The organism is Streptomyces sp. NPDC020379, from assembly GCF_044387105.1.
Classification (GTDB): Bacteria; Actinomycetota; Actinomycetes; order Streptomycetales; family Streptomycetaceae; genus Streptomyces.
This window is the reverse complement of record NZ_JBIRVR010000008.1, coordinates 252,241-276,892: the sequence shown is the minus strand read 5'-3', so window position 1 is coordinate 276,892 and position 24,652 is coordinate 252,241. Positions and strand designations below refer to the sequence as shown.

Below are 24,652 nucleotides of genomic sequence, written 5' to 3'. Positions count from 1 at the left end.
GCTACCGATCGCCGGGCGATCAGGCAGCGACGACCTCGATGCCGAGCTTGGCAACGACATCGGCGTGCAGACGCACGGAGATCTGGTGCGAGCCCAGCGTCTTGATGGGCGAGCCCACCTCGACACGGCGCTTGTCGACCTTCGGACCACCGGAAGCCTCGATCGCCGCGGCGATGTCGGCGGGGGTCACGGAGCCGAACAGGCGGCCGGCCTCGCCGGCACGGGTCGCCAGGCGCACCTTGGTGCCCTCGAGCTGGCCCTTGACCTCGTTGGCCTGCTCGATCGTGGCGATCTCGCGGATCTTGCGACCGCGACGGATCTGCGCCACGTCCTGCTCGCCACCCTTGGTCCAGCGGATCGCGAAACCGCGCGGGACCAGGTAGTTGCGGGCGTAGCCGTCCTTGACGTCCACGACGTCGCCGGCGGTGCCGAGGCCGGAGACCTCGTGGGTGAGGATGATCTTCATTTTTCGGTCACCCTTCCCTTATCGCGCGGACGACGTGTAGGGCAGCAGCGCCATCTCACGGCTGTTCTTCACGGCCGTGGCGACGTCGCGCTGGTGCTGGGTGCAGTTGCCGGTCACGCGACGGGCACGGATCTTGCCGCGGTCGGAAATGAACTTCCGCAGCATGTTCGTGTCCTTGTAGTCCACGTAAGCGGTCTTGTCCTTGCAGAACGCGCAGACCTTCTTCTTAGGCTTGCGCGGAGGCGGCTTCGCCATTGTCTCTCTCCTGTGTGATCAAGAAGTTGTGGTGCTTCGCCCTCGGGTCCGCGAGAACCCGGGCCCACGAAGGGCTTAGAAGGGCGGCTCGTCCGAGTAGCCGCCGCCGGAGTTGCCGGAGCCGCCGCCCCAGCCGCCTCCGCCGCCGCCCTGCTGGCCGCCGGACGGAGCGCTGGTCGCCCACGGGTCGTCGGCGGGAGCCCCGCCGCCACCCTGCTGGCCGCCACCGGGGCCATTGCCCCAGCCGCCGCCCTGCTGGCCGCCACCGCCGCCACCAAAGCCACCACCCTGGCCACCGCGACCCGAGGTCTTGGTGACCTTCGCCGTGGCGTTCTTCAGGCTGGCGCCGACCTCTTCGACGTCGAGCTCGTAGACCGTGCGCTTGACGCCCTCGCGGTCCTCGTAGGACCGCTGCTTCAGCCGGCCCTGCACGATGACGCGCATGCCTCGCTGGAGCGACTCGGCGACGTTCTCCGCCGCCTGCCGCCACACCGAGCACGTGAGGAAGAGGCTCTCGCCGTCCTTCCACTCGTTGGTCTGGCGGTCGAAGGTGCGGGGAGTGGACGCGACGCGGAACTTCGCGACCGCCGCACCGGACGGGGTGAAGCGCAGCTCGGGGTCGTCGACGAGATTGCCGACGACCGTGATGACGGTCTCGCCTGCCATGGATGAACCTCTCGGCGGGTGTGCTGCTGGCTGCTTGCTACTCGTTGCGATGCAGCCCGATTACCTCTGAACCGCTGGGGTTCAGTGGGTCTCGGGACGGAGGACCTTGGTCCGGAGGACCGACTCGTTCAGGTTCATCTGGCGGTCGAGCTCCTTGACGACCGCAGGCGTGGCCTGCAGGTCGATGACCGAGTAGATGCCCTCGGGCTTCTTCTTGATCTCGTACGACAGACGACGACGGCCCCAGGTGTCGACCTTCTCGACCTTTCCGTTGCCCTCACGGACGACGGAGAGGAAGTTCTCGATCAGCGGGGAGACAGCGCGCTCCTCGAGATCGGGGTCGAGGATGACCATCACCTCGTAGTGACGCATGTGGAACCCACCTCCTTTGGACTCAGCGGCCACGGTCGTTCCGTGGCAGGAGGGTCGTGATGCGTAAGCAACGGTATCGGCCGACACTGACATTCAGCGGAGAGTCCCTGGGTCGCCCCTGGGACCGAAGCTGGGTCTGGGCAGACACCGGTGCAGACCGTACACAGTACCCGCACTCGGGCTTCCGGTTGAAATCGAGCGGTCCCGCACCGCAATCTGGACGCATCGGGTGTGACCGGCGCTACAGTGCGCCGCCTGCCTTCAGGAGGTAGCCCCATGACACAGGCAGCTCGCCAGCCCCGCGGCCCCCGGGCGCTGATCAACTCCGCTCTCAACAGCGACGGCAAGCCCCACCCCCTCGAGAACACCTTCGCCGCGGTGACCATCGTGCTCGGCGCCCTGGCCTTCATCAGCTCGGCATTCACCAACCTCCACCTGCTCAGCTCCTGGAGCGGCCTCGTGGGCATCCTCACGGGGGCGTACGGCCAGTTCATATCGGCGACGACCGGCGAGCGCTTCCTGCTGATCATCGGGCTCGGGGCCGCCGCCGTCGGCTTCTTCCTGGGCATGGCGCACGGCGGACTCTTCGGTGGTGTGATCGGGTAGCGCCGGGTACGCCCAGACGAGGCGCTCCTTCGTCGCAGTAGGCTTCGGCGCGAGAGCCGGAGCCCCGACCCTGGGGACACACCTGCCGAGGAGCGCCCCGCATGAGCCTGACCCTGAGGACAATCAGCCGAGAGCAGCATCTGGCTTACATCCAGAGCCTGCCCGCGGCGAGTCACATGCAGGTGCCGGCGTGGGCCGATGTGAAGGCCGAGTGGCGCTCGGAGAATCTGGGCTGGTTCGACAAGAACGGCCAGCTCGTCGGCGCGGGCCTGGTGCTCTACCGCCAGCTCCCCAAGATCAAGCGCTATCTGGCCTACCTCCCCGAGGGCCCGGTCATCAACTGGTTCTCCCCGAACCTCGAGGACTGGCTGCGCCCGATGCTCGCCCACCTCAAGCAGCAGGGCGCCTTCTCCGTGAAGATGGGCCCGCCGGTCGTCATCCGGCGCTGGGACTCGAACGCCATCAAGTCCGGCATCGCCGACCCCGACGTCAAGCGGCTCCGGGACGTCGAGGCCACCCACATCGAGCCCCGCGCCTTCGAGGTCGCCGACCAGCTGCGCCGCATGGGCTGGCAGCAGGGCGAGGACGGCGGCGCCGGCTTCGGTGACGTCCAGCCGCGCTACGTCTTCCAGGTGCCGCTGTCGAACCGCTCCCTCGAGGACGTCCACAAGGGCTTCAACCAGCTGTGGCGCCGCAACATCAAGAAGGCCGAGAAGGCCGGCGTCGAGGTCGTCCAGGGCGGCTACGAGGACCTGCCCACCTGGCAGCACCTCTACGAGATCACGGCCGAGCGCGACAAGTTCCGCCCGCGCCCGCTCAGTTACTTCCAGCGCATGTGGTCGGCCCTCAACACCGAGGACCCCAACCGCATGCGGCTGTACTTCGCGGTGCACGAGGGCGAGGCCGTCGCCGCCGCCACGATGCTGATCGTCGGCGGCCACGTCTGGTACTCCTACGGCGCCTCCGCCAACCACAAGCGCGAGGTCCGTCCGTCGAACGCGATGCAGTGGCGCATGCTGCGCGACGCCTACGCCCTCGGGGCGAGCGTCTACGACCTGCGCGGCATCGGCGACTCCCTCGACGAGAGCGACCACCTCTTCGGCCTCATCCAGTTCAAGGTGGGCACCGGCGGCCAGGCCGCGGAGTACCTCGGCGAGTGGGACTTCCCGCTCAACAAGCTGCTCCACAAGGCCCTCGACATGTATATGTCGCGCCGCTGACCCCTCCGTTCCACCCCGCAGTACCGCCGTCAGGCACACGAACACGTCATCCAGCAGGCACAGGGAAAGGTTCCGGGACCGGCCATGGCGCTCACGCTCTACGTCGACACCGCGCGTTGGCGGGCACACCAGCAGTCCATCCTCCAGCAGTTCCCGGGCATCGTCCCGGTCTGCAAGGGCAACGGCTACGGCTTCGGCCACGAGCGGCTGTCCGACGAGGCGGCGCGCTTCGGCTCGGACATCCTCGCCGTGGGCACGACCTACGAAGCGGCCCGGATCAAGGACTTCTTCAGCGGCGACCTGCTGGTGCTCACCCCCTTCCGGCTGGGTGAGGAGCCGGTTCCGCTGCCCGACCGGGCCATACGGTCCGTGTCCTCGGTCGAAGGGGTGCGCGGCCTGGTCGGCGCCCGGGTCGTCGTCGAGGTCATGAGCAGCATGAAGCGGCACGGCATCAGCGAGGAGGACCTCCCCAAGCTGCACGCCGCCATCGAGGACGTGCGCCTGGAGGGCTTCGCGATCCACCTCCCGCTGGACCGCACGGACGGCTCCGACGCGGTCCAGGAGGTCAGCGCCTGGATGGAGCGGCTGCGCAACGCCCGGCTGCCGCTGCACACCATGTTCGTCAGCCACCTGAAGGCCGAGGAACTCGGGCGGCTCCAGCAGCAGTTCCCGCAGACCCGCTTCCGCGCCCGCATCGGCACCCGCCTGTGGCTCGGCGACCACGACGCCACCCAGTACCGCGGCGCGGTCCTGGACGTCACTCCGGTGGCCAAGGGCGACCGCTTCGGCTACCGCCAGCAGAAGACCGCCGGCGACGGCTACCTCGTGGTCGTGGCGGGTGGCACCTCGCACGGCGTCGGCCTGGAGGCGCCGAAGGCGCTGCACGGCATGATGCCGCGTGCCAAGGGCGTCGCCCGCGCGGGCCTCGCGACCATGAATCGCAACCTCTCGCCGTTCGTCTGGGCGGGCAAGCAGCGCTGGTTCGCGGAGCCCCCGCACATGCAGGTCTCGATCCTCTTCGTGCCGGGTGACGTCGCCCCGCCGCAGGTGGGCGACGAGCTGGTGGCCCACCTGCGGAACACCACCACCCAGTTCGACCGTCTTCTCGACCACTGACCCACCCCCCTGGGTACGGGGCCCGGAGCCGCCCTACTGCGGGCGGCTCTCCGTCCCCCATTGGACATACGTGCCGTGGGCGTGCTCCGTGGGCCGGGACCGGCGCGCGGAGCCGAGGACGAATATGTCGGGCGCCCCGTCCAGCACCCCGCCCGAGGGGTCGTCCGAGCCGTCCCCGCGGACGACGTCCCGCTCCGGCAGCAGGATGTCGCGCACGACGATCGCGCAGAGATACAGCGTCCCCAGCAGGTGAACGGCGATGGCCAGTTGATAACCCTCGGTGGGCAGCCCCTGGTGCTTGTCGCCGCTGCCCGTGTAGGCGAGATACATCCAGATGCCGAGGAAGTAGAGCACCTCGCACGCCTGCCAGACGAGGAAGTCACGCCACTTGGGGCGCGCCAGCACCGCCAGCGGGACGAGCCACAGCACGTACTGCGGCGAATAGACCTTGTTGGTGAGGACGAAGAGCGCCACCAGCAGGAAGGCCAGCTGCGCGAAGCGCGGGCGCCTGGGGGCGAAGAGCGCCAGGGCGCCGATGCCCAGCGAGCCCAGGATCATCAGCAGCGTCACATACGTATTGGCGTCGCTCAGCGGGTCGCTCGTGCGCTGGGAGATCAGGAGCCAGACCGAGCCGAAGTCGATCGGGCGCTCCTGGCTGAAGGTGTAGAACTTCGCCCAGCCTTCGCGGATATGGAAGCCGCTCCCGTCGTGCGTGATCATGACCGGCAGATTCACCACCAGCCACGCCGCGACCGCGGACAGCGCCGTCGTACGGAAGGCCCGCAGCCGGCCCGCCCGCCAGCACAGGACGAACAGCGGGCCCAGGAGCAGCAGGGGATACAGCTTGGCGGCGGCCGCGAGCCCGATCAGCACGCCCGCCAGAGCCGTCCGGCCGCGTGACCACATCAGCATCGCGGCGGCGGTGAGCGCGACCGCGAAAAGGTCCCAGTTGACGGTGGCCGTCAGGGCGAAGGCGGGGGCGAGGGCGATGAGCAGGGCGTCCCAGGGCCTGCGCCGGTGGGTGCGCGCCGAACAGACCGCGATGACCGCGGCGCAGGCCATCAGCATGCCCGCGTTGACGAACCAGTTGAGCTGCTCGCGGTGCTGAAGAGTGCCGCCGCCGGGCGTGAGCCAGGCGGCGACCTGCATGAACAGGCCGGTGAGGACCGGGTATTCCAGATAGTCCATCCCGCCGGAGACGGCCTGGGGAATGCGGTCGAAGTACGGGATCAGCCCGGCGTCGAAGCCGCGCCCGCTGTACAGGTGCGGGATGTCGGAGTAACAGGCGTGGGTGTACTGGGTGGTGGCGCCGAAGAACCAGCCGTAGTTGTAACACGGCATCTTCTGCACCATGCCGAGGGCGAACATCCCGATCGCCACGAGCGCGATCACCCGGACCGGCGTCCACCAGCTCACGCCGATCAGCGCCCGGCGCCCCACCGGGCCGCCGATGAGCTCGCTGCCGGCTGCGGCCACCCCGTCCTCGACGGTGGGCCGTACAAGCTGATCGTCCCGCTCGCTCCTCATGCGACCATCCTGCCGTACGGCGCCGGTCACCGTCGGAGCCTGTGGATAACCTCGAGGGCCGCCTCACGCGAACGCGGGACGGCCCTCGGGTCGGATGGCTCAGCCGGGTCTCTCGGCCTTGTGTCTGGGCTGGTCAGCCGCGCATTCCGGCGAACAGCCCACCGGGCCGCCCATAACTGGGCTCCGGGGACGGCGACTCACCGGGGTTGCCGCCGGGGCCGCCGCTGCCGCCCGGTCCACCACCCGGGCCGCCGTCGGTCCCGCCGCTGTGGCCGGGCGTGCAGTGGCGGTCGAACGGCGAGCAGGGCTTGCTGGCCGACGGGCTGGGCGACGCGGGCTTCGACGGGGTCGCCGACGGGCTCTGCGACGGGGGCGCCGAGGGGATTGTGGACGGGACCGCACTGGGCGAGGGGCTCGCGCCGTCCCCGAAAACCTTCTGACCGATCGGCTTCGCCGGCTCGAACTGCTCGACGGGCTGGCCCTTCAGCGCCTTGCCCATGTAATCGGCCCAGATGTCCGCCGGGAACGACGCACCGTGAATGGTCTCCTTGCCGCCCACGCCACGCATGGAAAGGAATTCCTGCTTCTTGGCATTGGGGTCGACGCGATACATACCGATCGAGGTGGACAGCTGCGGGGTGTAACCCGCGAACCACGCCGAGCGGTTGCCGTCGGTCGTACCCGTCTTGCCCGCCACCGGGCGGTCGCCGAGTTGCGCCGACGTACCGGTACCCGCCTCGACGACGGTCTTCAGCACATCGGTGACGTTGTTGGCGACATTCGGATCGAAGGCCAGCTTGCTGGACGCCTCGTGCGTGAAGACCGGCTTTCCGTCCTTCTCGACCTTCTCGACCGAATACGGATCGATCTGCTTTCCACTGGCCGCGAAGGTCGCATAGGCACCCGCGAGACGGATGGCACTCGGCGCCGAGGTGCCGAGGGAGAAGGTCGGGGTCGTCGAGGCGAGCTGGTCCTTGTCCAGGCCCGCCTTCAGAGCCGCTTCCTTGACCAGGTCGGTGCCGACGTCCATACCGAGCTGGATGTACGGCGTATTCACCGAGAACTGCATCGCGGTACGGAGGGAGATGGGCCCCTTGTCCTCGTCACCGTCGTTCGGCTGGTGCCATTCGCTGCCGTCGGTGTCGTCGTGCCAGATCTTGCCGTCGTAGGTCCTGAGCGTCAGCTTGTTGTTGCCGTTGTAGATGCTCTCCGGCGAGACGAGCGTGCGCTGGCTGTCGTCCTGCGTCGGGCCGAGTGAAGGGTCCCGCTTGCCGTGCGTCATCGCGGCCGCGAGCACGAACGGCTTGAAGGTCGAGCCGACCTGCACACCGGTGTAGTCGGCGTTGTTGGTGTAGTGCTCCAGCGCGTTCTCACCGCCGTAAATGGCGACGATCTTGCCGGTCTTCGGATCCACGGAGGCCCCGCCGAACTGGACGTATTTGTCGACGTCCCGCACATCGGGCTTGATGTTGGCCTTGCGGACGTCCTCGACGGCCTTGGAGAGATAGCCGACCTTGTCGCGGTCGAAGGTCGTGTGAATCTGATATCCACCGCGGTCCAGCTGACTCTTGCTGATCCCGGAATGGGCGACGATGTAGTTGTCGGCGAGATCGGTGAGATAGCCGATCTGGCCGGCGCGGTTGGTCGCGGGCTTGGGCGGCTGGGGCTTCGGGAAACCCTTCTTCACCCAGTCGTCGCGCTCGGCAGCCTGCATGTGGCCGACCTGGACCTCACGGTCCAGGGTCCACTTCCAGCGGTCCGAGGCCCTCTTGAGGTTCTTCTCGGGCGTCGCCGCCGGGCCCTGACCGCCGGCCGGGTCGTAGAGGTTCGGGCCGTTCAGCGTCGCCGCGAGATAGGCGCTCTGGCTGGGGGTCAGCTGGGTGCAGTCCGTGTCGAAATACGCCCGCGCCGCGGCCTGGATGCCATAGGCGCCACGCCCGTAATAGGCGGTGTTGAGATAGCCCGCGAGGATCGAGTCCTTGTCCTTGGTGGCACCGACCTTTATGGAGATCAGCAGCTCGGTGGCCTTGCGCTTGAGCGTCTGTTCCTGGCTGAGATAGGTGTTCTTCACGAACTGCTGGGTGATCGTGGAACCACTCTGGACCTCGCCGCCCTGCGCCATCTTGACGACCGCGCGCAGGATGCCCATCGGGTCGACGCCCCAGTCCTTGCGGAAACTGGCGTTCTCGGCGGAGATCACCGCGTCCTGCATGGACTTGGGGATCTTGGAGATCGGCACGATCTGGCGGTTGAGCGCGCCACCGCCCGCGACGACCATCTGCTTGCCGTCCGCCCAGTAATAGACGTTCTTCTGGACGGCCGCGGCCTTCTGCTCGCTCGGCACCTGCACCACCGCGAGCGCGATGCCCACGGTGCCGAGGATGAGCGCGACGAAGGTGAAGCACGCGCCCAGGACCAGCTTCCAGGACGGCATCCAGCGCCACGCGCCCGTCTTTCCGGCCCGGGGATAGTCGATGAAGCGCTTCTTCCCCGGCCGGCCGCCGTCCCTGCGGCCCCGGCCGCCGCCCGAAGGGCCCGGATCTCCCGGGCGTCTGCGCCCGCCGCCCCCACCACCGGCGCCGCCTCCGCCACCGCGCTGGTTCGCGCGGCGGGCCTCGGCACGGCTGCCGTACTGGGAGCCTTCACCGCGGCCGGTACCCGGCGCGGCGTAACTGCTTGGTGGTGCGGCACGGCGGCCGGACGTCGGCTGGGCCGCGCGCCTGGCCGCGGCTCGTCCGCCGCCCTGAGGCTGCGGCGGCTTGCGGCGGTGCTCGCTCATCGAACGACTACTCCTCGGGCAGGCACGATCGCCTGGAAGCGGCAGGTGGCTTGCTTTCCCCCCGATGCGCTGTCCGGTAGCCCCCCTGCGCAACCGGGCGCACTGCATCCGGGACGAGGACGCCTGACGGTGTCACTCGGTTCCCGGTGGTCTGCATGGCGCACAGACTACGCACGGTCAAATCGCTCCCACTGCGGATGTTCACTCCAATTCAGGCAGGTTGCGTCCCACGAATCGGTGATGTGACCTCGTTCACCGTGCCCCCTCTTGTCGCATCAGGATGCTCGTTCTATCGTCTGGATGTATCGAGTCGATACATCAGCTCGGCATAAGGGACCTAAGGGACCAAGGAGGCGACAATTGAGCAGACGCTCCGGCATCCTCGAGTTCGCTATCCTCGGCCTGCTCCGCGAGTCCCCGATGCACGGCTATGAACTGCGGAAACGCCTCAACACCTCACTCGGGGTGTTCAGGGCGTTCAGCTACGGCAGCCTCTACCCCTGCCTGAAGACTCTCGTCGCCAACGGCTGGTTGATCGAGGAACCCGGCAGTGCCCCGGAGGATGCCCGCGCGGCGTCCCTCGCCGGGCGCCGGGCGAAGATCGTCTACCGGCTGACGGCCGAGGGCAAGGAGCACTTCGAGGAGCTGCTCGCCCACACCGGCCCGGACGCCTGGGAGGACGAGCACTTCGCCGCCCGCTTCGCGTTCTTCGGGCAGACCTCGCGGGATGTACGGATGCGGGTGCTGGAAGGCCGCCGCAGCCGGCTGGAGGAGCGCCTGGAGAAGATGCGCGCCTCCCTGGCGCGTACCCGCGAGCGGCTGGACGACTACACCCTCGAGCTCCAGCGACACGGCATGGAGTCGGTGGAGCGCGAGGTCCGCTGGCTGAACGAGCTGATCGAGAGCGAGCGGTCCGGGCGCGACATGCGCCGGGGCGCCACTCCGCAGGACACATCAGGAGATACGGGCGGCACGCACCGGGACCGGGGGAGTTCCCGGACCGATCCGTCCGATCCCACTGCCAAGTGAGCTCTGCACTCCGCAGGGCTTTGTCGAGTACAAACAGGGAGCAACCGGAATGGGTTCGGTTCGCGTAGCCATCGTCGGCGTGGGCAACTGCGCCGCCTCGCTGGTGCAGGGCGTCGAGTACTACAAGGACGCCGACCCGAACGGTCGCGTGCCGGGTCTGATGCACGTGCAGTTCGGCGACTACCACGTGCGTGATGTGGAGTTCGTGGCCGCGTTCGACGTCGACGCGAAGAAGGTCGGCCTCGACCTCGCCGACGCCATCGGCGCCAGCGAGAACAACACCATCAAGATCTGCGACGTGCCCGCCACCGGCGTCACCGTCCAGCGTGGTCACACCCACGACGGCCTGGGCAAGTACTACCGCCAGACCATCGAGGAGTCCGCCGAGGCCCCGGTCGACATCGTCCAGACCCTCAAGGACAAGCAGGTCGACGTCCTCGTCTGCTACCTCCCGGTGGGCTCCGAGGACGCCGCGAAGTTCTACGCGCAGTGCGCCATCGACGCCAAGGTCGCCTTCGTCAACGCCCTGCCGGTCTTCATCGCCGGCACCAAGGAGTGGGCGGACAAGTTCACCGAGGCGGGCGTCCCGATCGTCGGTGACGACATCAAGTCGCAGGTCGGCGCCACGATCACGCACCGCGTGATGGCGAAGCTCTTCGAGGACCGGGGCGTCATCCTGGACCGCACGATGCAGCTGAACGTCGGCGGCAACATGGACTTCAAGAACATGCTCGAGCGCGAGCGCCTGGAGTCCAAGAAGATCTCCAAGACGCAGGCCGTCACCTCCCAGATCCGCGACCGCGAGCTGGGCGAGGACAACGTCCACATCGGCCCGTCCGACTACGTGGCGTGGCTGGACGACCGCAAGTGGGCCTACGTCCGCCTCGAGGGCCGCGCGTTCGGTGACGTCCCGCTGAACCTGGAGTACAAGCTCGAGGTCTGGGACTCCCCGAACTCCGCCGGTGTCATCATCGACGCCGTGCGCGCCGCCAAGATCGCCAAGGACCGTGGCATCGGCGGCCCGATCCTCTCCGCCTCCTCGTACTTCATGAAGTCGCCGCCGGTGCAGTACTTCGACGACGAGGCCCGTGAGAACGTCGAGAAGTTCATCAAGGGCGAGGTCGAGCGCTAAAGCAGCGCACGAAGGCCGCGGAGCGCCGTGCGGGACGCCGCACCCCACTCCGGCCGCGCCTGATCCACCGCGCTGATCGTGGGCCCCCGGGTAATACTCCCGGGGGCCCACGCGGTGTGTGAGGCTGGGCCGTATGCCTGTTGTGCGCGACCTGCGCGTCCTGCTCCAACTGCCCGACTTCCGGCGCCTGCTGACCGTCCGGTTGCTGTCGCAGGGAGCCGACGGCGTCTACCAGGTCGCGCTCGCCGCATACGTCGTCTTCTCCCCCGAGAAGCAGGCATCCCCCGCCGCCATCGCCTCCGCCATGGCCGTCCTGCTGCTGCCGTACTCGCTCCTCGGCCCGTTCGCCGGCGTGCTGCTGGACCGCTGGCGGCGCCGCCAGGTCCTGGTGCACGGCAATCTGCTGCGTGCGGCGCTGGCCACCGGCACCGCGCTCCTCATCATCGCCCGCGTCCCCGACTGGCTCTTCTACGCTTCCGCCCTGTCGGTCACCGCTGTCAACCGCTTCGTCCTCGCCGGGCTCTCCGCCTCCCTGCCCCGTGTCGTCGACTCGCCGGACCGCCTGGTCATGGCCAATGCCCTCTCGCCGACGGCCGGCACACTCGCGGCCACGGCAGGCGGCGGGCTCGCCTTCATCGTGCGCCTGCTGGCCCCCGAGGGCACGAGCTCCGACGCCGTGGTCGTCCTCTTCGGCGCGCTGCTCTACATGGCCGCCGCCCTGTGCTCCCTGAGCATCCCCGTCGGCCTGCTGGGGCCGGGCGTCCGCGCACCCGAGTCGGAGCTGCGCACCACGCTGCTGGCCACCGCTGGCGGGCTGATCGCGGGGCTGCGGCACCTCGCGGAGCGCCGCACCGCCGCCCGCGCTCTCGCGGCGATGACCCTGATGCGGTTCTGCTACGGCGCCCTGACCGTCACCGTCCTGATGCTCTGCCGCTACGCGTGGGCGGACTCGGAGTCAGGCGGACTGGCCCTCCTCGGCCTCGCCGTCGCGGTCTCGGGGGCTGGGTTCTTCGCAGCGGCGGTCGTCACCCCCTGGGCCGTGGGCCGGCTGGGACGGCTCGGCTGGATGCTGGTCTGTGCGCTGGCCGCGGCCGTCCTGGAACCCGCGCTCGGCCTCCTCTTCGAACGCGGCCCCATGCTGATCGCCGCCTTCGTCCTGGGCCTCACCACACAAGGCGCGAAGATCGCCACGGACACGGTGGTCCAGTCGTCGGTCGACGACGGCTTCCGGGGGCGGGTCTTCTCGCTCTACGACGTCCTTTTCAACGCGGCTTTCGTCGGTGCCGCGGGCGTGGCGGCCCTGATGCTGCCGCCCGACGGCAGGTCTCCCGCGCTGGTGGTGACCGTGGCCCTGATCTACGCGACGGTCGCCGCCGCCCTCGCGGGACTCCGCCGCTCCTGACAAGGCGAAGGGGCGGTGTTTCACGTGAAACACCGCCCCTCGGCGACACCACTCGCCGCTGTTTCACGTGAAACAGCGGCCTCGGGCCTCAGTCCTGCGTGGCCCACCACTCCTTGAGGGCCGCCACAGCGGCGTCCCGCTCCATCGGGCCGTTCTCCAAACGCAGCTCCAGAAGGTGCTTGTACGCCTTGCCGATCTGCGGGCCCGGGCCGACGCCGAGGGTCTCCATGATCTCGTTGCCGTCCAGGTCCGGGCGGATCGCGTCCAGTTCCTCCTGCTCCTGGAGCCGCGCGATGCGCTCCTCCAGGCCGTCGTAGGCGCGCGACAGAGCGTTGGCCTTGCGCTTGTTGCGCGTCGTGCAGTCGGAGCGCGTCAGCTTGTGGAGCCGTTCCAGCAGCGGCCCCGCGTCCCGGACGTACCGGCGCACGGCGGAGTCGGTCCACTCGCCCGTGCCGTAGCCGTGGAAGCGCAGGTGGAGCTCTACGAGCTTCGAGACGTCCTTCACCAGCTCGTTCGAGTACTTGAGCTTGGTCATCCGGGCCTTGGTCATCTTCGCGCCCACCACCTCGTGGTGGTGGAAGGAGACCCGGCCGTCCTTCTCGAAGCGGCGGGTCCGCGGCTTGCCGATGTCGTGCAGCAGCGCCGCCAGGCGCAGGACCAGGTCCGGGCCGCCACCCGGCACGTCGCGCGGGGCCTCCAGGTCGATGGCCTGCTCCAGGACGGTGAGCGTGTGTTCGTACACGTCCTTGTGCCGGTGGTGCTCGTCGCGCTCCAGGCGCAGCGCCGGGAACTCCGGCATGACAAGAGCGGCGAGGCCGGTGTCGACGAGGAGCTTGAGGCCCTCGCGGGGGTGGGCCGAGAGGATCAGCTTGTTCAGCTCGTCCCGGACCCGCTCGGCGGAGACGATCTCCAGGCGATCGGCCATCTCCGTCATCGCCGTGACGACCTCGGGCGCGACCTCGAAGTCCAGCTGCGCGGCGAAGCGTGCGGCCCGCATCATGCGCAGCGGGTCGTCGGAGAAGGACTCCTCCGGGGTGCCGGGGGTGCGCAGGACCCGCGCGGCCAGGTCCTCCAGGCCGTTGTGCGGGTCGATGAACTCCTTCTGCGGCAGCGCCACCGCCATCGCGTTGACCGTGAAGTCACGACGGACCAGGTCGTCCTCGATGGAGTCCCCGTAGGAGACCTCCGGCTTGCGCGAGGTGCGGTCGTACGCTTCCGACCGGTATGTCGTGACCTCGATGTCGAAGTCGGACTTGCGGCATCCCACGGTCCCGAAGGCGATGCCGACCTCCCAGACCGCGTCCGCCCACGGCCGGACGATCTTCAGTACATCGTCGGGGCGGGCGTCGGTGGTGAAGTCCAGGTCGTTGCCGAGCCGGCCGAGCAGCGCGTCCCGCACCGACCCGCCGACCAGGGCAAGCGTGAACCCGGCCTCCTGGAATCGGCGGGCTAGATCGTCGGCCACGGGGGAGACCCGCAGGAGCTCGCTCACGGCACGGCGCTGCACGTGGCTGAGCTCGTTCGTCGACGACTGGGAGTGGCTGTCATTGTTGGCGTTCGGCACAACAGAACAGGGTACGTGGCCACACGCCCGAGGGCCTCCTCGTTACGGGCGCATGGCGCCGGTCAGCACAAAGCGGGCGCAGCCGGGACATCGGGCGCGGTAACGATCTTGCGGAGTGGTCCGCGGCACTTCGCCGCAGCGGGTCTCGTTACCATTCGTGGACGCATCACCGACGACCACTGACGACGAGGGACGGACGAGCGCGTGGCCGAGGCGGCAGAGTTCCAGGGGACGACCTCCGCTCCTGCCTGCCGGTGGGCCAGGCACATCGCGACGGTGCTGGTCGGTCTGCTGCTGCTCGTGGGTCTGGTGCAGCTCCCGGGGGCGCCGCGGGCCCACGCCGAGTCGGCGGGCTCCCGCACGGTCGATGTCTCCATCGGCTCCCTGACGCCCGTCGCGCCCACGCAGAACGACACGGTCACCGTGTCGGGCACGGTCACCAACAACGGCGGCTCCACGGTCACCGACGCCCACGTGGGCCTGCGGGTGGGCCCGCGGGTCAGCGGGCGCGGCGACATCGACGACATCGGCGGCCGGTCCGGCTTCTCGGAGGGCTCCGACGGGGCCGAGCTCGGCGGCCACACGCAGAAGATCGACAAGCTGGCTCCGGGTGTCAGCCGCGAATTCAGCGTCTCCCTGCCCGCGAAGGACCTGAACCTCGGCGCGGACGGCGTCTACCAGCTGGGCGTCTCCCTCTCCGGACAGACCTCCGGCCAGCCGTACGAGCGGGTCCTGGGCATCCAGCGGACCCTGCTCCCCTGGCAGCCGTCCGCGACCGAGGGCAAGAAGACACGGCTCACCTTCCTGTGGCCGCTGGTCTCCGCGACGCATCTGACCGCCCGCACGGAGTCCGATCAGCAGCAGACGCCGATCTTCCCCAACGACGACCTCGCGGCGGACCTCGCGCCGGGCGGCCGGCTCCAGCAGCTGGTGGCGCTGGGCAAGAACCTGCCGATCACCTGGGTGATCGACCCCGATCTGCTCGCCACGGTCGAGGCCATGACCAAGAGCTACAAGGTCGACGGCCCGGACGGGAAGAGCACGCCGGGCAAGGGCCAGCTGGTCGCCAAGCAGTGGCTCAGCCAGCTCCAGACGGCCGTCGCGGGCGATCAGGTGGTGGCGCTGCCGTTCGGTGACCCGGACCTCGCGTCGCTCGCCCACCACGGCAAGGAGGTCCCGGGCAGCCTCAGCCACCTCCAGTCCGCCACGGAACTCGCCGCGACCACCGTGGACACCATCCTCGGTGTGAAGCCGCGCACGGACTTCACCTGGCCCTACGAGGGCGCGGTCGACTCCTCGATCATCGACGTGGCCACCTCCGCGGGCGCCCACAACGTCATCGCCCGCAGCGACAGCCTCCGCGAGAACCGCGCCTCGTACACCCCCAGCGCGGCCCGCCAGATCGGCGGCGGCAACACGGCCGTCGTCGCGGACGACCGGCTGTCCACCGCTTTCCAGGGCGATCTGATCCGGGCCGACGACTCCTCGCTCGCCGTGCAGCGCTTCCTGGCCCAGAGCCTGCTGGTGAACAAGCAGGCCCCGGACGACGAGCGCAGTATCGTCGTCGCCCCGCAGCGCATGCCCACCACGAGCCAGGCGCAGGCGATGGCGGCGGCCCTGGGCGGCCTGACGGACGGGCGCTGGACGCAGCCCGCCGACCTCGGCGACGCGGCCAAGGCCAAGCCCGACCCGGCCGCCAATCAGCAGGTGCCCGGCCCCGGCGCGTACCCCGAGTCGCTGCGCAAGCAGGAGCTGTCCACCGACGCGTTCGAGGAGATCCAGAAGACCCAGGAGACCCTGGACAGCTTCAAGGTGATCCTGACCTCGCAGGACCGGGTGGTCACCCCGTTCGGCAGTGCGATCATGCGGGAGATGTCCAACTCCTGGCGCGGTGACAGCCGGGGGGCGGCGGAGTTCCGCAACGCCGTGCAGTCGTATCTGGACCAGCTCAAGCGCCAGGTGCAGCTCATCCCGAAGTCCGACGCCACCCTGTCCGGGCGGAGCGCGACGATCCCCGTGACGGTGCGCAACGGTCTCCTGCAGGGCATCTCCGGGCTCCGGCTCGTCCTCGAATCCAGCCGGCCGAACCGCCTCAAGGTGGGCGAGGCCCAGCAGATCAAGATCGACGGCGGACACAGCCAGTCGGTGAAGTTCGAGACGCACGCCAACGCCAACGGCCCCGTCCAGGTGACGGCGCGGCTGTACACGGACGACGGCCAGCCCTACGGCGACCCCATCTACTTCACGGTGCATGTCACGTCCATCACCCCTATGGTGCTGGTCGTCATCGCCGGTGGCGTACTCCTTCTGGTCCTCGCGGGCCTGCGCATCTACATCCAGCGCAAGCGGTCCGCCGCGGGTGGGACGGCGGACGGGGGAGACTCCGGGGCCGGCGGTCCGGGCGATGACAGCCCCCAGCAGCCGGACGACCCGGCTCCGGACACCGGATCGGAAAGCACTGACCGATCCGGCGCAGGTGAGAAAGTGGACCGTTGACGTGTAGTGGGGCCGGCCGGCCGCGGACGATGAGGTGGGGTAGCGATGAACGCGCCGTACGACGGTGACCGCGGGCAGGGCGCGGGTGGTGAACAGCGGGGTCCGTACCCGCCGCCTCCGCCTGCCCCGGACTCGTCCCGTCCGGGCCCGTACGCCCAGGACCCCTATCTCCGGGACGCCTACGCCGCGCACCCCTACCCTGAGCACGACCCGGCAGCCCAGGACCCGGTGAGCGACGCGCTGTACGACCGTGCCGCGCATCCCCCGCCGCCGCCCGGCACGTACCAGAACACCTTCCCGCTCCACCAGCAGCAGTCCGCCCCGCAGCAGGGCCCGGACCCCCTCCTGTGGGCCCCCGAGCCGCAACAGCCCGGAGCGCCCGCGCGTCCGTACGACGACGAGCCCACCACGCAGTTCCCCGGGCTCGCCGGGCAGTCCTCCCCCGACGACCGCCCGGAGCGGGACGCCTTCGCGCACCTGTACCGGGACCAGCAGCAGCCGTACGAACCGCAGCGCCCGTCCGGTCAGCCGATCCCGGCGCCCGGCCAGTACACCGCACCGGCCCCGCAGGTCCCGCCGCCGGTGCCCGAGCCCACGCCCGTCTCCGAGACGGAGGCCCCGTCGGCCCCGGCGAAGGGCGGCAAGGCGGCGAGCCTGCTGAAGTCGAGCGCGGTGATGGCCGCGGGCAGCTTCGTCTCCCGCATCCTGGGATTCGCCCGCAACCTCGTGATGGCGGCGGCGCTCGGCGTCGGCACCCTCAACGACAGCTACCAGGTCGCCAACACCCTGCCGACGATGATCTACATCCTCGTCGGCGGCGGCGCGCTGAACGCCGTCTTCATCCCGCAGCTCGTGCGGTCGATGAAGAACGACGAGGACGGCGGCGAGGCGTACGCCAACCGGCTCTTCACTCTCGTCGTGGTCCTCATGGGCGCGGTCACGACCGTCTGTGTCCTGGCGGCTCCGCTGCTGGTCGGCATGATGATGCCGGACAACGGCGACAGCCCCGGCCAGTTCGACGTCGCTGTGGCGTTCGCCCGCTACTGCCTGCCCACCATGTTCTTCATGGGCGTGCACATCGTCATGGGCCAGATCCTCAACGCCCGCGGCAAGTTCGGCGCCATGATGTGGACCCCGGTCCTCAACAACGTCGTCGTCATCGCCACCTTCGGCGCCTTCATCTGGGTCTACGGCGGCTTCGACAAGAGCGGCGTCAGCGCGGCCAACATCCCCTCCGAGGGCGTGCGGCTGCTCGGCATCGGCACCCTGCTCGGCCTCGTGGTGCAGGCGCTGGCGATGTTCCCCTACCTCCGCGAGACCGGTTTCCGGCTGCGGCTGCGGTTCGACTGGCGCGGCCACGGCCTCGGCAAGGCCATGGGACTCGCCAAGTGGACGTTCTTCTTCGTCCTCGCCAACCAGCTCGGCATGGTCGTCGTCACCCAGCTCGCCACCCGGGCCGGCGCCCTCGCGGAGAAGGCGCACCACCAGGGCACCGGCATCACGGCGTACAACTTCGCGCTCCAGCTCTGGCAGATGCCGCAGGCCATCATCACGGTCTCGGTGATGACCGCGGTCCTCCCCCGGATCTCCCGCGCGGCCCACGACGGCGATGTCGCGGCCGTGCGCGACGACCTCTCCCACGGTCTGCGCACCTCGGCCGTCGCGATCGTGCCCTGCGCCTTCGCGTTCCTCGCGCTCGGCGTGCCGATGGCCACGCTGATGTTCTCCAGCTCCGGCACCGGCGGCGCCACGAACATCGGCTTCATCCTGATGGCCTTCGGCCTCGGCCTCATCCCGTACTCCGCGCAGTACGTGATCCTGCGCGGTTTCTACGCCTACGAGGACACCCGCACCCCCTTCTACAACACCCTGATCGTCGCTGGCGTCAACGCGGTCGGCGCCGCCCTCAGCTTCGTCGTCCTGCCGGCCCGCTGGGCCGTGGCGGGCATGGCGGCCTCGTACGGTCTGGCCTACGCCGTGGGTGTCGTCGTCGCCTGGCGCCGACTGCGTACCCGCCTCGGCGGGGATCTGGACGGCTCGCACGTCATCCGTACCTACGCCCGCCTCGCCGGCGCGTGCGTCCCCGCCGCTCTCATCGGCGGGGCCGTCGCCTACGGCATCGGTGAAGTTCTCGGTCACGGATTTGTCGGTTCGCTCGCGGCTCTGATCGGCGGCGGTCTCATCCTGATCGGCGTCTTCTATATCGCCGCCAAGCGGATGCGCGTAGAGGAACTGACCGCCATGGTCGGTATGGTCCGCGGACGGCTCGGACGCTGACCGGAGCACAACCATCGCCCGCCGCCGCGTGTCGTGCATAGCGCCGGACTGTGGGCACAATTGTCTTGGCTGTGGACAGCGTGCAACGGATGGGGAGGCAGGAACGACGGTGGCGGAACGGAGCACAGCTGCCGTCGACGTGGCAGACACCAGCGGCGGCAAGCCGCTGACCGCCAAGGCGGACAAGGCCACGACCGACGGGGCGCAGGCCGCGATCAAGACCGGTACGCACAAGGACACCGCGCGCACGGAGGATCCGAGCACCGCGCGCGACGCCGAAAGTCCCGAACTCCACAGCGGCCACAAGCTCGCCAAGCGGTACCGCTTGGAGGAGTGCGTCACCCGTCTGGAGGGATTCAGCAGCTGGCGCGCGGTCGACGAGAAGCTCCGCCGCGCCGTCGGCGTCCACATCCTTCCCGCCGAGCATCCCCGCGCACGTCCGGTGCTCGCCGCCGCCCGTTCCGCCGCCCTGCTCGGCGACCCCCGCTTCGTCCAGGTCCTCGACGCCGTCGAGGAGAACGAGCTCGTCTACGTCGTCCACGAATGGCTGCCGGACGCCACCGAGCTCAGCTCCGTGCTGTCCTCCGGCCCCATGGAGCCGCACGACGCCTACCAGCTCGTCAGCCAGGTCTCCCAGGCCATGGCGGCGGCCCACCGCGAGGGCCTCGCCCACCTCCGCCTCCACCCCGGCTCCGTGCTGCGCACCGAGTCCGGGCAGTACCGCATCCGCGGCCTCGCCGTCATGGCCGCCCTCCGCGGCATCTCCTCCGACCACCCCCAGCGCACCGACACCGAGGCCATCGGCGCCCTGCTGTACGCCGCGCTGACCCAGCGCTGGCCCTATGAGAGCAACGCGTACGGCCTGCCGGGCCTGCCCAAGGGCACCGGCCTCATCGCTCCCGACCAGGTGCGGGCGGGGGTCCACCGGGGCCTCTCGGAGCTGGCCATGCGCGCGCTCGTCAACGACGGGGCCACCGCGTCACGACAGGAAAAGCCGTGCGCCACGCCGGAGGAGCTGGCCAAGGCGGTCGCCGCGATGCCGCGCATCCGGCCGCCGGAGCCCTCCTTCGCCACCCCGTCGAGCGGCTATCCCCGCACGACGTACCAGCAGGGCACATACGGAGGGCCGCCGACGCGCGCGGGCCGGCCCGTGCAGCCCGCCCCGGTGCCCCCGCCGCCCCCGCTCCAGAGCCGCACGGGGAGGGCACTGAAGTGGTGCGTCTCCGCCCTGCTCATCGCGGCGCTCGGGCTGGGCAGCTGGCAGCTGGCGGACACGCTGCTCAAGGAGGGGGACTCCTCCGGCGGCGGGAACCACGCGCCGTCCGACGACAGCGAGAGCGACAAGAAGCCGGCCATAAAGAAGCTGCCCATCCAGCAGGCGACCGAGTTCTCGCCCAAGGACAGCCCCATGGCCGGAGCCAAGGCCGCCTTGGCCGTCGACGGTGACCCCAATACCGCCTGGATCACCAGGGCGTTCTACAACCACTCGAACTTCGGGAATCTCGACAATCGCTCGAAGGGCAGCGGCATCGTCGTCGACCTCGGTAGCGTCAAGAGCGTCACGGGCGTCGACGTGAACATGTACGCGGCGGGCCAGACCGTGGAGGTGCTCGGCGCCGACCCCTCGGCATCCGCGCCGACGCAGCTCGACGACTTCCCGACGAAGATCATCGGGAGTGGCCAGGTCGGCGCCGAGCTGAAGGCGAACGCCGACAAGCCGGTGAAGACGCGCTACGTACTGATCCACATCACCGACCTGCCGCTGGAACCCACCGGCGGCTCCTACCGGGGCGGCATCAAAGAGATCAAGGTTCTCGGCAGCTAACCACTCCGAGTCCAGGGGGAGGGTCTCGACGTTGGACGACGTCACGCGCGACGGCACGAGCGACGCCGAACTCCTCGCCCTCCACGTGGGTGGCGATCCTGATGCCTTCTCGGAAATAGTGCGGCGCCACCGGGACCGCCTCTGGGCCGTGGCGCTCCGTACCCTCGGCGACCGGGAAGAGGCCGCCGACGCCGTCCAGGACGCGCTGGTCTCCGCCTACCGGGCCGCCCACACCTTCCGCGGCCAGTCCGCCGTCACCACCTGGCTGCACCGCATCACGGTCAACGCCTGTCTGGACCGGGCCCGCAAGGCCGCCTCCCGGCGCACCTCGCCGCTCGCCGAGACCGAGCGGCTCGAGCAGCTCCTCGAACCCCATGAGTCCGCGGCCGCGCCCGCGGAGCGCGGCGATCTGCACCGCGAGCTGCTCCAGGCGCTGGCCACGCTGCCACCCGACCAACGCGCGGCCCTCGTCCTGGTCGACATGCAGGGGTATCCCGTCGCCGAAGCGGCCGAGGTGCTGGGCGTCCCCGTCGGCACCGTGAAGAGCAGATGCGCGCGAGGACGGGCCAGACTGCTGCCCATGCTCACCCATCTGCGCGCCGACGGCATGGGTAGCCCGGCCCTCGACGGGGGAAGGAACCGGTCGCAGGGGACGTCCGTCCCACCACCGGCAGGACAGAGTGACGCGGATCCAGTGAAGGGTGGAGGTGGGCGAGCGTGACTTCGACGACCGGCACGGATGAGCACCCGGAGGTCGCGGAGATCTCCGCGCTCGCCGAGGGCGCTCTGTCGCCGTCACGATCGGCGGACGTACGGGAGCACTTGGCCGACTGCCCTCTGTGTGAGGACGTCCGAACCTCCCTGGACGAGATCCGGACGCTGCTGGGCACCCTGCCCGGTCCGCCTCGGATGCCTGACGACATCGCCGGACGGATCGACGCGGCCCTCGCCGCGGAGGCCCTCCTCGACTCCACCGCACACACCGCGACCGTCATTGATGACGAAGACGTTCTGGTTTCACGTGGAACAAGCACCCCTGAGCCCGTTTCACGTGAAACGGCGGCACGGACCTCGCAGCACGTTTCACGTGAAACCGCCGCGCCCGCTCCCGAGCCTGTTTCACGTGAAACCAGCGACCGCCGCCCAGCCGGACGCCCTCGGACCGCGACCGGGCCGGGCCGGCAGACCCCGTCACCCGGCAGGCCCCGCCCGGGTCGCTCCCGACGGTGGCCCAGGGTTCTCCTCGGCACCGCGTGTGCCGCCGCCGTGCTCGGGGTAGGCAGCCTCTTCCTCCCGTCCGGAGGCGGCGAAGGCCACCACAGCCCCCAGGCACAGCAGGAGAGCCCGTCTCCGGTCGCCCTCGCCTCGGGTGACCTCAAGACCCGGGTGCACGATCTGCTGAAGGTGTCCTTCAAGGCCACAGAGCCTCGGGGCAAGAGCTCGGAGAACGCTCCCGAGACGATGTTGCGCGACAACGGCACCGACGCCCCCGCCTGCGTCCAGCAGGGCATCGGCCGCTCGGAACCCTCCCTCGCCGCACAGCCGGACAGCTATAAGGGCGAGAGCGCTTATCTGGTGGTCATGCCACATCCCACCGACGTATCGCTCGTCGATGCCTATGTCGTGGCCTCGGCCTGTGTCGGCACCACTCCCACGGCGCCGGGCAAGGTCCTGCTGAAGCAGACGCTGCCTCGCTACTGAGTCGCTCCCAAGCACTGCCGGCACCTCTCGGGAATGCTCGCCCCGTAGGATCCGTTGGGTGGGGTGAGACCCCGCAAGGACCCGAGACAGCAGTCGGCAGACAAGGAAGACTCCCGTGAGCGACGTCCGCAACGTGATCATCATCGGTTCCGGGCCCGCGGGTTACACCGCCGCGCTCTACACCGCCCGTGCCTCCCTGAAGCCGCTGGTCTTCGAGGGCGCCGTGACCGCCGGCGGTGCACTGATGAACACCACCGACGTGGAGAACTTCCCCGGCTTCCGCGAGGGGATCATGGGCCCCGACCTCATGGATAACATGCGGGCCCAGGCCGAGCGCTTCGGCGCCGAGCTGATCCCGGACGACGTCATCGCGGTCGACCTGAGCGACGAGATCAAGACCGTCACGGACTCCGCCGGCACCGTCCACCGTGCCAAGGCCGTCATCGTCACCACCGGCTCCCAGCACCGCAAGCTGGGCCTGCCGCGTGAGGACGAGCTCTCCGGCCGTGGCGTCTCCTGGTGCGCCACCTGCGACGGGTTCTTCTTCAAGGACCAGGACATCGCCGTGATCGGCGGCGGCGACACCGCGATGGAAGAGGCCACCTTCCTCTCGCGCTTCGCCAAGTCCGTCACCGTCGTCCACCGCCGTGACACCCTCCGCGCCAGCAAGGCCATGCAGGAGCGTGCCTTCGCGGACCCGAAGATCTCCTTCGTGTGGGACAGCGAGGTCGCCGAGATCCACGGCGAGAACAAGCTCTCCGGTCTGACCCTGCGCAACCTCAAGACCGGTGAGACCTCCGAGCTGCCGGTGACCGGTCTGTTCATCGCGATCGGCCACGACCCGCGCACCGAGCTGTTCAAGGGCCAGCTCGACCTGGACGACGAGGGCTACCTCAAGGTCGACGCCCCCTCCACGCGCACCAACCTGACCGGCGTCTTCGCCGCGGGTGACGTCGTGGACCACACCTACCGCCAGGCGATCACCGCCGCCGGTACCGGCTGCTCCTCCGCTCTCGACGCCGAGCGTTACCTCGCGTCCCTCTCGGACAGCGAGAAGGTCGCGGAGCCCGAGAAGACCGCCTGACCCCCACCCCACACCCCGCAGAAGATGAGGAGACCTCCGTGGCTCTCAAGGCCGTAACCGACGCGTCCTTCGACGAGGACGTTCTCAAGAGCGACAAGCCCGTCCTGGTGGACTTCTGGGCCGAGTGGTGCGGCCCGTGCCGCCAGATCGCCCCGTCCCTGGAGGCCATCGCCGCCGAGCACGGCGACCAGATCGAGATCGTCAAGCTGAACATCGACCAGAACCCGGCGACCGCCGCCAAGTACGGCGTCATGTCGATCCCGACGCTGAACGTCTACCAGGGTGGCGAGGTCGTCAAGACCATCGTCGGCGCCAAGCCCAAGGCCGCCCTCGAGCGCGACCTGGACCCGTTCATCGGCGCCTGATCGAGGCCCGCTGTTTCACGTGAAACGGGCCCGCCCTCTTCCGAGGGCGGGCCCGTTCGCTTGATGTTCTTACAGTCCGCTCAGCCGCTCCCGCCTACAGCGGTCGCAGCGCCGGTTCCTTCTGCACGGCGCCGAGCAGCCGGTCCAGGGCCAGCTCGACGTCCTCCTTCCAGGAGAGGGCCGTACGGAGCTCCAGCCGCAAACGCGGGTACCGAGGGTGCGGCCGCACCGTCTTGAAGCCCACCGCCAGCAGATGGTCCGCCGGCAGCACGCACGCCGGTTCCTTCCAATGGGCGTCGCCGAACGCTTCGATCGCCTTGAAACCACGCCGGAGCACATCCTTGGCGACCGTCTGCACCATGGTCCGTCCCAGCCCCTGGCCCTGATAGGCCGGTGCCAGCCAGCCGGTCATCAACTGCACGGCATCCGCGGCGACGGGACTGGTGGAGAACGCCGCCGAACGGGGGACGTAAGCCGGCGGGGCGTAGAGCACAAAGCCCACCGGTACCTCGTCGACATAGACCACCCTGCCGCAGGACCCCCACTCCAACAGGACGGCCGAGATCCAGGCTTCCTTCTCCAGCTCCGGGCGACCGGCCTTCAGCGCGGCTTCGCCGCTGACGGGATCCAGCTCCCAGAAGACGCAGGAGCGACAGCGTGTGGGGAGGTCTGGGAGGTTGTCCAGCGTGAGCGGTACGAGCCGACGCCCCATGGAGCCAAATCCTCACTTCCGTCGTGTGCCACACCCCGGGCTGCGCTCAGCGCGCTGC

General features: G+C 69.5%; 21 protein-coding genes and 1 pseudogene. 14 read left to right on the top strand and 8 right to left on the bottom strand.

Annotation, left to right across the window (positions count from 1 at the left end):
• Positions 1 to 19: 19 nt before the first annotated feature.
• The 4 genes from rplI to rpsF all read right to left on the bottom strand — a co-directional run bounded on the left by rplI (position 20) and on the right by rpsF (position 1,759).
• The gene (gene rplI, locus ACH427_RS14030; RefSeq protein ID WP_398869692.1) at positions 20 to 466 is read right to left on the bottom strand and encodes a 50S ribosomal protein L9; all 447 of its coding nucleotides are present in this window, start codon (positions 464 to 466) and stop codon (positions 20 to 22) included.
• Between the two features lie 18 nt (positions 467 to 484).
• A complete protein-coding gene (rpsR, locus tag ACH427_RS14025; protein WP_004950692.1) occupies positions 485 to 721 on the bottom strand; it encodes a 30S ribosomal protein S18 in 237 nt (78 codons plus the stop codon).
• Between the two features lie 75 nt (positions 722 to 796).
• The gene (locus ACH427_RS14020; protein WP_398869691.1) at positions 797 to 1,387 is read right to left on the bottom strand and encodes a single-stranded DNA-binding protein; all 591 of its coding nucleotides are present in this window, start codon (positions 1,385 to 1,387) and stop codon (positions 797 to 799) included.
• 81 nt (positions 1,388 to 1,468) lie between these two features.
• Positions 1,469 to 1,759: a 30S ribosomal protein S6 gene (gene rpsF / locus ACH427_RS14015; RefSeq protein WP_058045341.1), complete on the bottom strand. Its 291-nt coding sequence runs from the start codon at positions 1,757 to 1,759 to the stop codon at positions 1,469 to 1,471.
• A gap of 276 nt (positions 1,760 to 2,035) precedes the next feature.
• On the opposite strand from rpsF, the gene ACH427_RS14010 reads away from it, so the two are divergent.
• The 3 genes from ACH427_RS14010 to ACH427_RS14000 all read left to right on the top strand — a co-directional run bounded on the left by ACH427_RS14010 (position 2,036) and on the right by ACH427_RS14000 (position 4,701).
• Positions 2,036 to 2,365, top strand: coding sequence for a hypothetical protein (locus ACH427_RS14010; RefSeq protein WP_398869690.1), 330 nt, complete (start codon positions 2,036 to 2,038; stop codon positions 2,363 to 2,365).
• A gap of 101 nt (positions 2,366 to 2,466) precedes the next feature.
• Positions 2,467 to 3,585, top strand: coding sequence for a peptidoglycan bridge formation glycyltransferase FemA/FemB family protein (locus ACH427_RS14005; RefSeq protein ID WP_301894099.1), 1,119 nt, complete (start codon positions 2,467 to 2,469; stop codon positions 3,583 to 3,585).
• An 84-nt stretch (positions 3,586 to 3,669) separates the two neighbouring features.
• Complete coding sequence (locus ACH427_RS14000) at positions 3,670 to 4,701, top strand: alanine racemase (RefSeq protein ID WP_398869689.1); 1,032 nt, start codon at positions 3,670 to 3,672, stop codon at positions 4,699 to 4,701.
• Positions 4,702 to 4,734: 33 nt separating this feature from the next.
• Here the strand turns inward: ACH427_RS14000 and ACH427_RS13995 are convergent, their stop codons facing one another.
• Both ACH427_RS13995 and ACH427_RS13990 read right to left on the bottom strand, forming a co-directional pair.
• A complete protein-coding gene (locus ACH427_RS13995) occupies positions 4,735 to 6,228 on the bottom strand; it encodes a glycosyltransferase family 87 protein (protein ID WP_398869688.1) in 1,494 nt (497 codons plus the stop codon).
• A gap of 133 nt (positions 6,229 to 6,361) precedes the next feature.
• Positions 6,362 to 9,007 carry a transglycosylase domain-containing protein gene (locus tag ACH427_RS13990; protein WP_398869687.1) on the bottom strand — a complete coding sequence of 882 codons (2,646 nt, stop codon included), beginning with the start codon at positions 9,005 to 9,007 and terminating at the stop codon, positions 6,362 to 6,364.
• Positions 9,008 to 9,367: 360 nt separating this feature from the next.
• Here ACH427_RS13990 and ACH427_RS13985 point away from each other — a divergent pair, with 360 nt between their 5' ends.
• The 3 genes from ACH427_RS13985 (at position 9,368) to ACH427_RS13975 (ending at position 12,570) form a co-directional block, all read left to right on the top strand.
• Positions 9,368 to 10,036 (top strand): helix-turn-helix transcriptional regulator, encoded by a 669-nt coding sequence (locus ACH427_RS13985; RefSeq protein ID WP_398869686.1) that lies wholly within the window; start codon positions 9,368 to 9,370, stop codon positions 10,034 to 10,036.
• Between the two features lie 49 nt (positions 10,037 to 10,085).
• Positions 10,086 to 11,168, top strand: a complete 1,083-nt coding sequence (locus ACH427_RS13980) for an inositol-3-phosphate synthase (protein WP_361524994.1) — start codon at positions 10,086 to 10,088, stop codon at positions 11,166 to 11,168.
• Between the two features lie 133 nt (positions 11,169 to 11,301).
• Positions 11,302 to 12,570, top strand: coding sequence for an MFS transporter (locus tag ACH427_RS13975; protein ID WP_398869685.1), 1,269 nt, complete (start codon positions 11,302 to 11,304; stop codon positions 12,568 to 12,570).
• An 88-nt stretch (positions 12,571 to 12,658) separates the two neighbouring features.
• Here the strand turns inward: ACH427_RS13975 and ACH427_RS13970 are convergent, their stop codons facing one another.
• Entirely contained in the window at positions 12,659 to 14,134 is a 1,476-nt protein-coding gene (locus ACH427_RS13970; RefSeq protein WP_398869684.1) for a CCA tRNA nucleotidyltransferase, read from the bottom strand.
• A gap of 204 nt (positions 14,135 to 14,338) precedes the next feature.
• On the opposite strand from ACH427_RS13970, the gene ACH427_RS13965 reads away from it, so the two are divergent.
• The 8 genes and pseudogenes from ACH427_RS13965 (at position 14,339) to trxA (ending at position 23,882) form a co-directional block, all read left to right on the top strand.
• The gene (locus ACH427_RS13965; RefSeq protein ID WP_398869683.1) at positions 14,339 to 16,630 is read left to right on the top strand and encodes a DUF6049 family protein; all 2,292 of its coding nucleotides are present in this window, start codon (positions 14,339 to 14,341) and stop codon (positions 16,628 to 16,630) included.
• A 45-nt stretch (positions 16,631 to 16,675) separates the two neighbouring features.
• The gene (gene murJ, locus ACH427_RS13960; RefSeq protein WP_398869682.1) at positions 16,676 to 18,907 is read left to right on the top strand and encodes a murein biosynthesis integral membrane protein MurJ; all 2,232 of its coding nucleotides are present in this window, start codon (positions 16,676 to 16,678) and stop codon (positions 18,905 to 18,907) included.
• Between the two features lie 109 nt (positions 18,908 to 19,016).
• A complete protein-coding gene (locus tag ACH427_RS13955) occupies positions 19,017 to 20,732 on the top strand; it encodes a protein kinase family protein (RefSeq protein WP_398869681.1) in 1,716 nt (571 codons plus the stop codon).
• Positions 20,733 to 20,763: 31 nt separating this feature from the next.
• Complete coding sequence (sigM, locus tag ACH427_RS13950; protein ID WP_398869680.1) at positions 20,764 to 21,453, top strand: RNA polymerase sigma factor SigM; 690 nt, start codon at positions 20,764 to 20,766, stop codon at positions 21,451 to 21,453.
• Positions 21,450 to 21,563 (top strand): annotated as a pseudogene (locus ACH427_RS13945) (hypothetical protein); the annotation flags it as partial. The gene sigM and the pseudogene ACH427_RS13945, both read left to right, overlap by 4 nt.
• Positions 21,564 to 21,998: 435 nt before the next feature.
• Positions 21,999 to 22,433, top strand: coding sequence for a hypothetical protein (locus ACH427_RS13940; protein ID WP_398869736.1), 435 nt, complete (start codon positions 21,999 to 22,001; stop codon positions 22,431 to 22,433).
• A 115-nt stretch (positions 22,434 to 22,548) separates the two neighbouring features.
• On the top strand, positions 22,549 to 23,517 hold the full coding sequence (gene trxB, locus ACH427_RS13935) for a thioredoxin-disulfide reductase (RefSeq protein ID WP_398869679.1): 969 nt from the start codon (positions 22,549 to 22,551) through the stop codon (positions 23,515 to 23,517).
• Positions 23,518 to 23,555: 38 nt separating this feature from the next.
• On the top strand, positions 23,556 to 23,882 hold the full coding sequence (gene trxA / locus ACH427_RS13930; protein WP_398869678.1) for a thioredoxin: 327 nt from the start codon (positions 23,556 to 23,558) through the stop codon (positions 23,880 to 23,882).
• Between the two features lie 94 nt (positions 23,883 to 23,976).
• Here the strand turns inward: trxA and ACH427_RS13925 are convergent, their stop codons facing one another.
• The gene (locus ACH427_RS13925; RefSeq protein ID WP_398869677.1) at positions 23,977 to 24,594 is read right to left on the bottom strand and encodes a GNAT family N-acetyltransferase; all 618 of its coding nucleotides are present in this window, start codon (positions 24,592 to 24,594) and stop codon (positions 23,977 to 23,979) included.
• Positions 24,595 to 24,652: the final 58 nt, after the last annotated feature.

Excerpts from the sequence above, each read along its gene's own strand:
- rpsR (WP_004950692.1), bottom strand. The coding sequence starts at position 721 with ATGGCGAAGCCGCCTCCGCGCAAGCCTAAGAAGAAGGTCTGCGCGTTC.
- ACH427_RS13980 (WP_361524994.1), top strand. The coding sequence starts at position 10,086 with ATGGGTTCGGTTCGCGTAGCCATCGTCGGCGTGGGCAACTGCGCCGCC.
- murJ (WP_398869682.1), top strand. The coding sequence starts at position 16,676 with ATGAACGCGCCGTACGACGGTGACCGCGGGCAGGGCGCGGGTGGTGAA.
- ACH427_RS14020 (WP_398869691.1), bottom strand. The coding sequence starts at position 1,387 with ATGGCAGGCGAGACCGTCATCACGGTCGTCGGCAATCTCGTCGACGAC.
- ACH427_RS13995 (WP_398869688.1), bottom strand. The coding sequence starts at position 6,228 with ATGAGGAGCGAGCGGGACGATCAGCTTGTACGGCCCACCGTCGAGGAC.
- ACH427_RS14005 (WP_301894099.1), top strand. The coding sequence starts at position 2,467 with ATGAGCCTGACCCTGAGGACAATCAGCCGAGAGCAGCATCTGGCTTAC.
- rpsF (WP_058045341.1), bottom strand. The coding sequence starts at position 1,759 with ATGCGTCACTACGAGGTGATGGTCATCCTCGACCCCGATCTCGAGGAG.
- rplI (WP_398869692.1), bottom strand. The coding sequence starts at position 466 with ATGAAGATCATCCTCACCCACGAGGTCTCCGGCCTCGGCACCGCCGGC.
- ACH427_RS13990 (WP_398869687.1), bottom strand. The coding sequence starts at position 9,007 with ATGAGCGAGCACCGCCGCAAGCCGCCGCAGCCTCAGGGCGGCGGACGA.
- ACH427_RS14000 (WP_398869689.1), top strand. The coding sequence starts at position 3,670 with ATGGCGCTCACGCTCTACGTCGACACCGCGCGTTGGCGGGCACACCAG.
- ACH427_RS13975 (WP_398869685.1), top strand. The coding sequence starts at position 11,302 with ATGCCTGTTGTGCGCGACCTGCGCGTCCTGCTCCAACTGCCCGACTTC.
- ACH427_RS13925 (WP_398869677.1), bottom strand. The coding sequence starts at position 24,594 with ATGGGGCGTCGGCTCGTACCGCTCACGCTGGACAACCTCCCAGACCTC.
- ACH427_RS14010 (WP_398869690.1), top strand. The coding sequence starts at position 2,036 with ATGACACAGGCAGCTCGCCAGCCCCGCGGCCCCCGGGCGCTGATCAAC.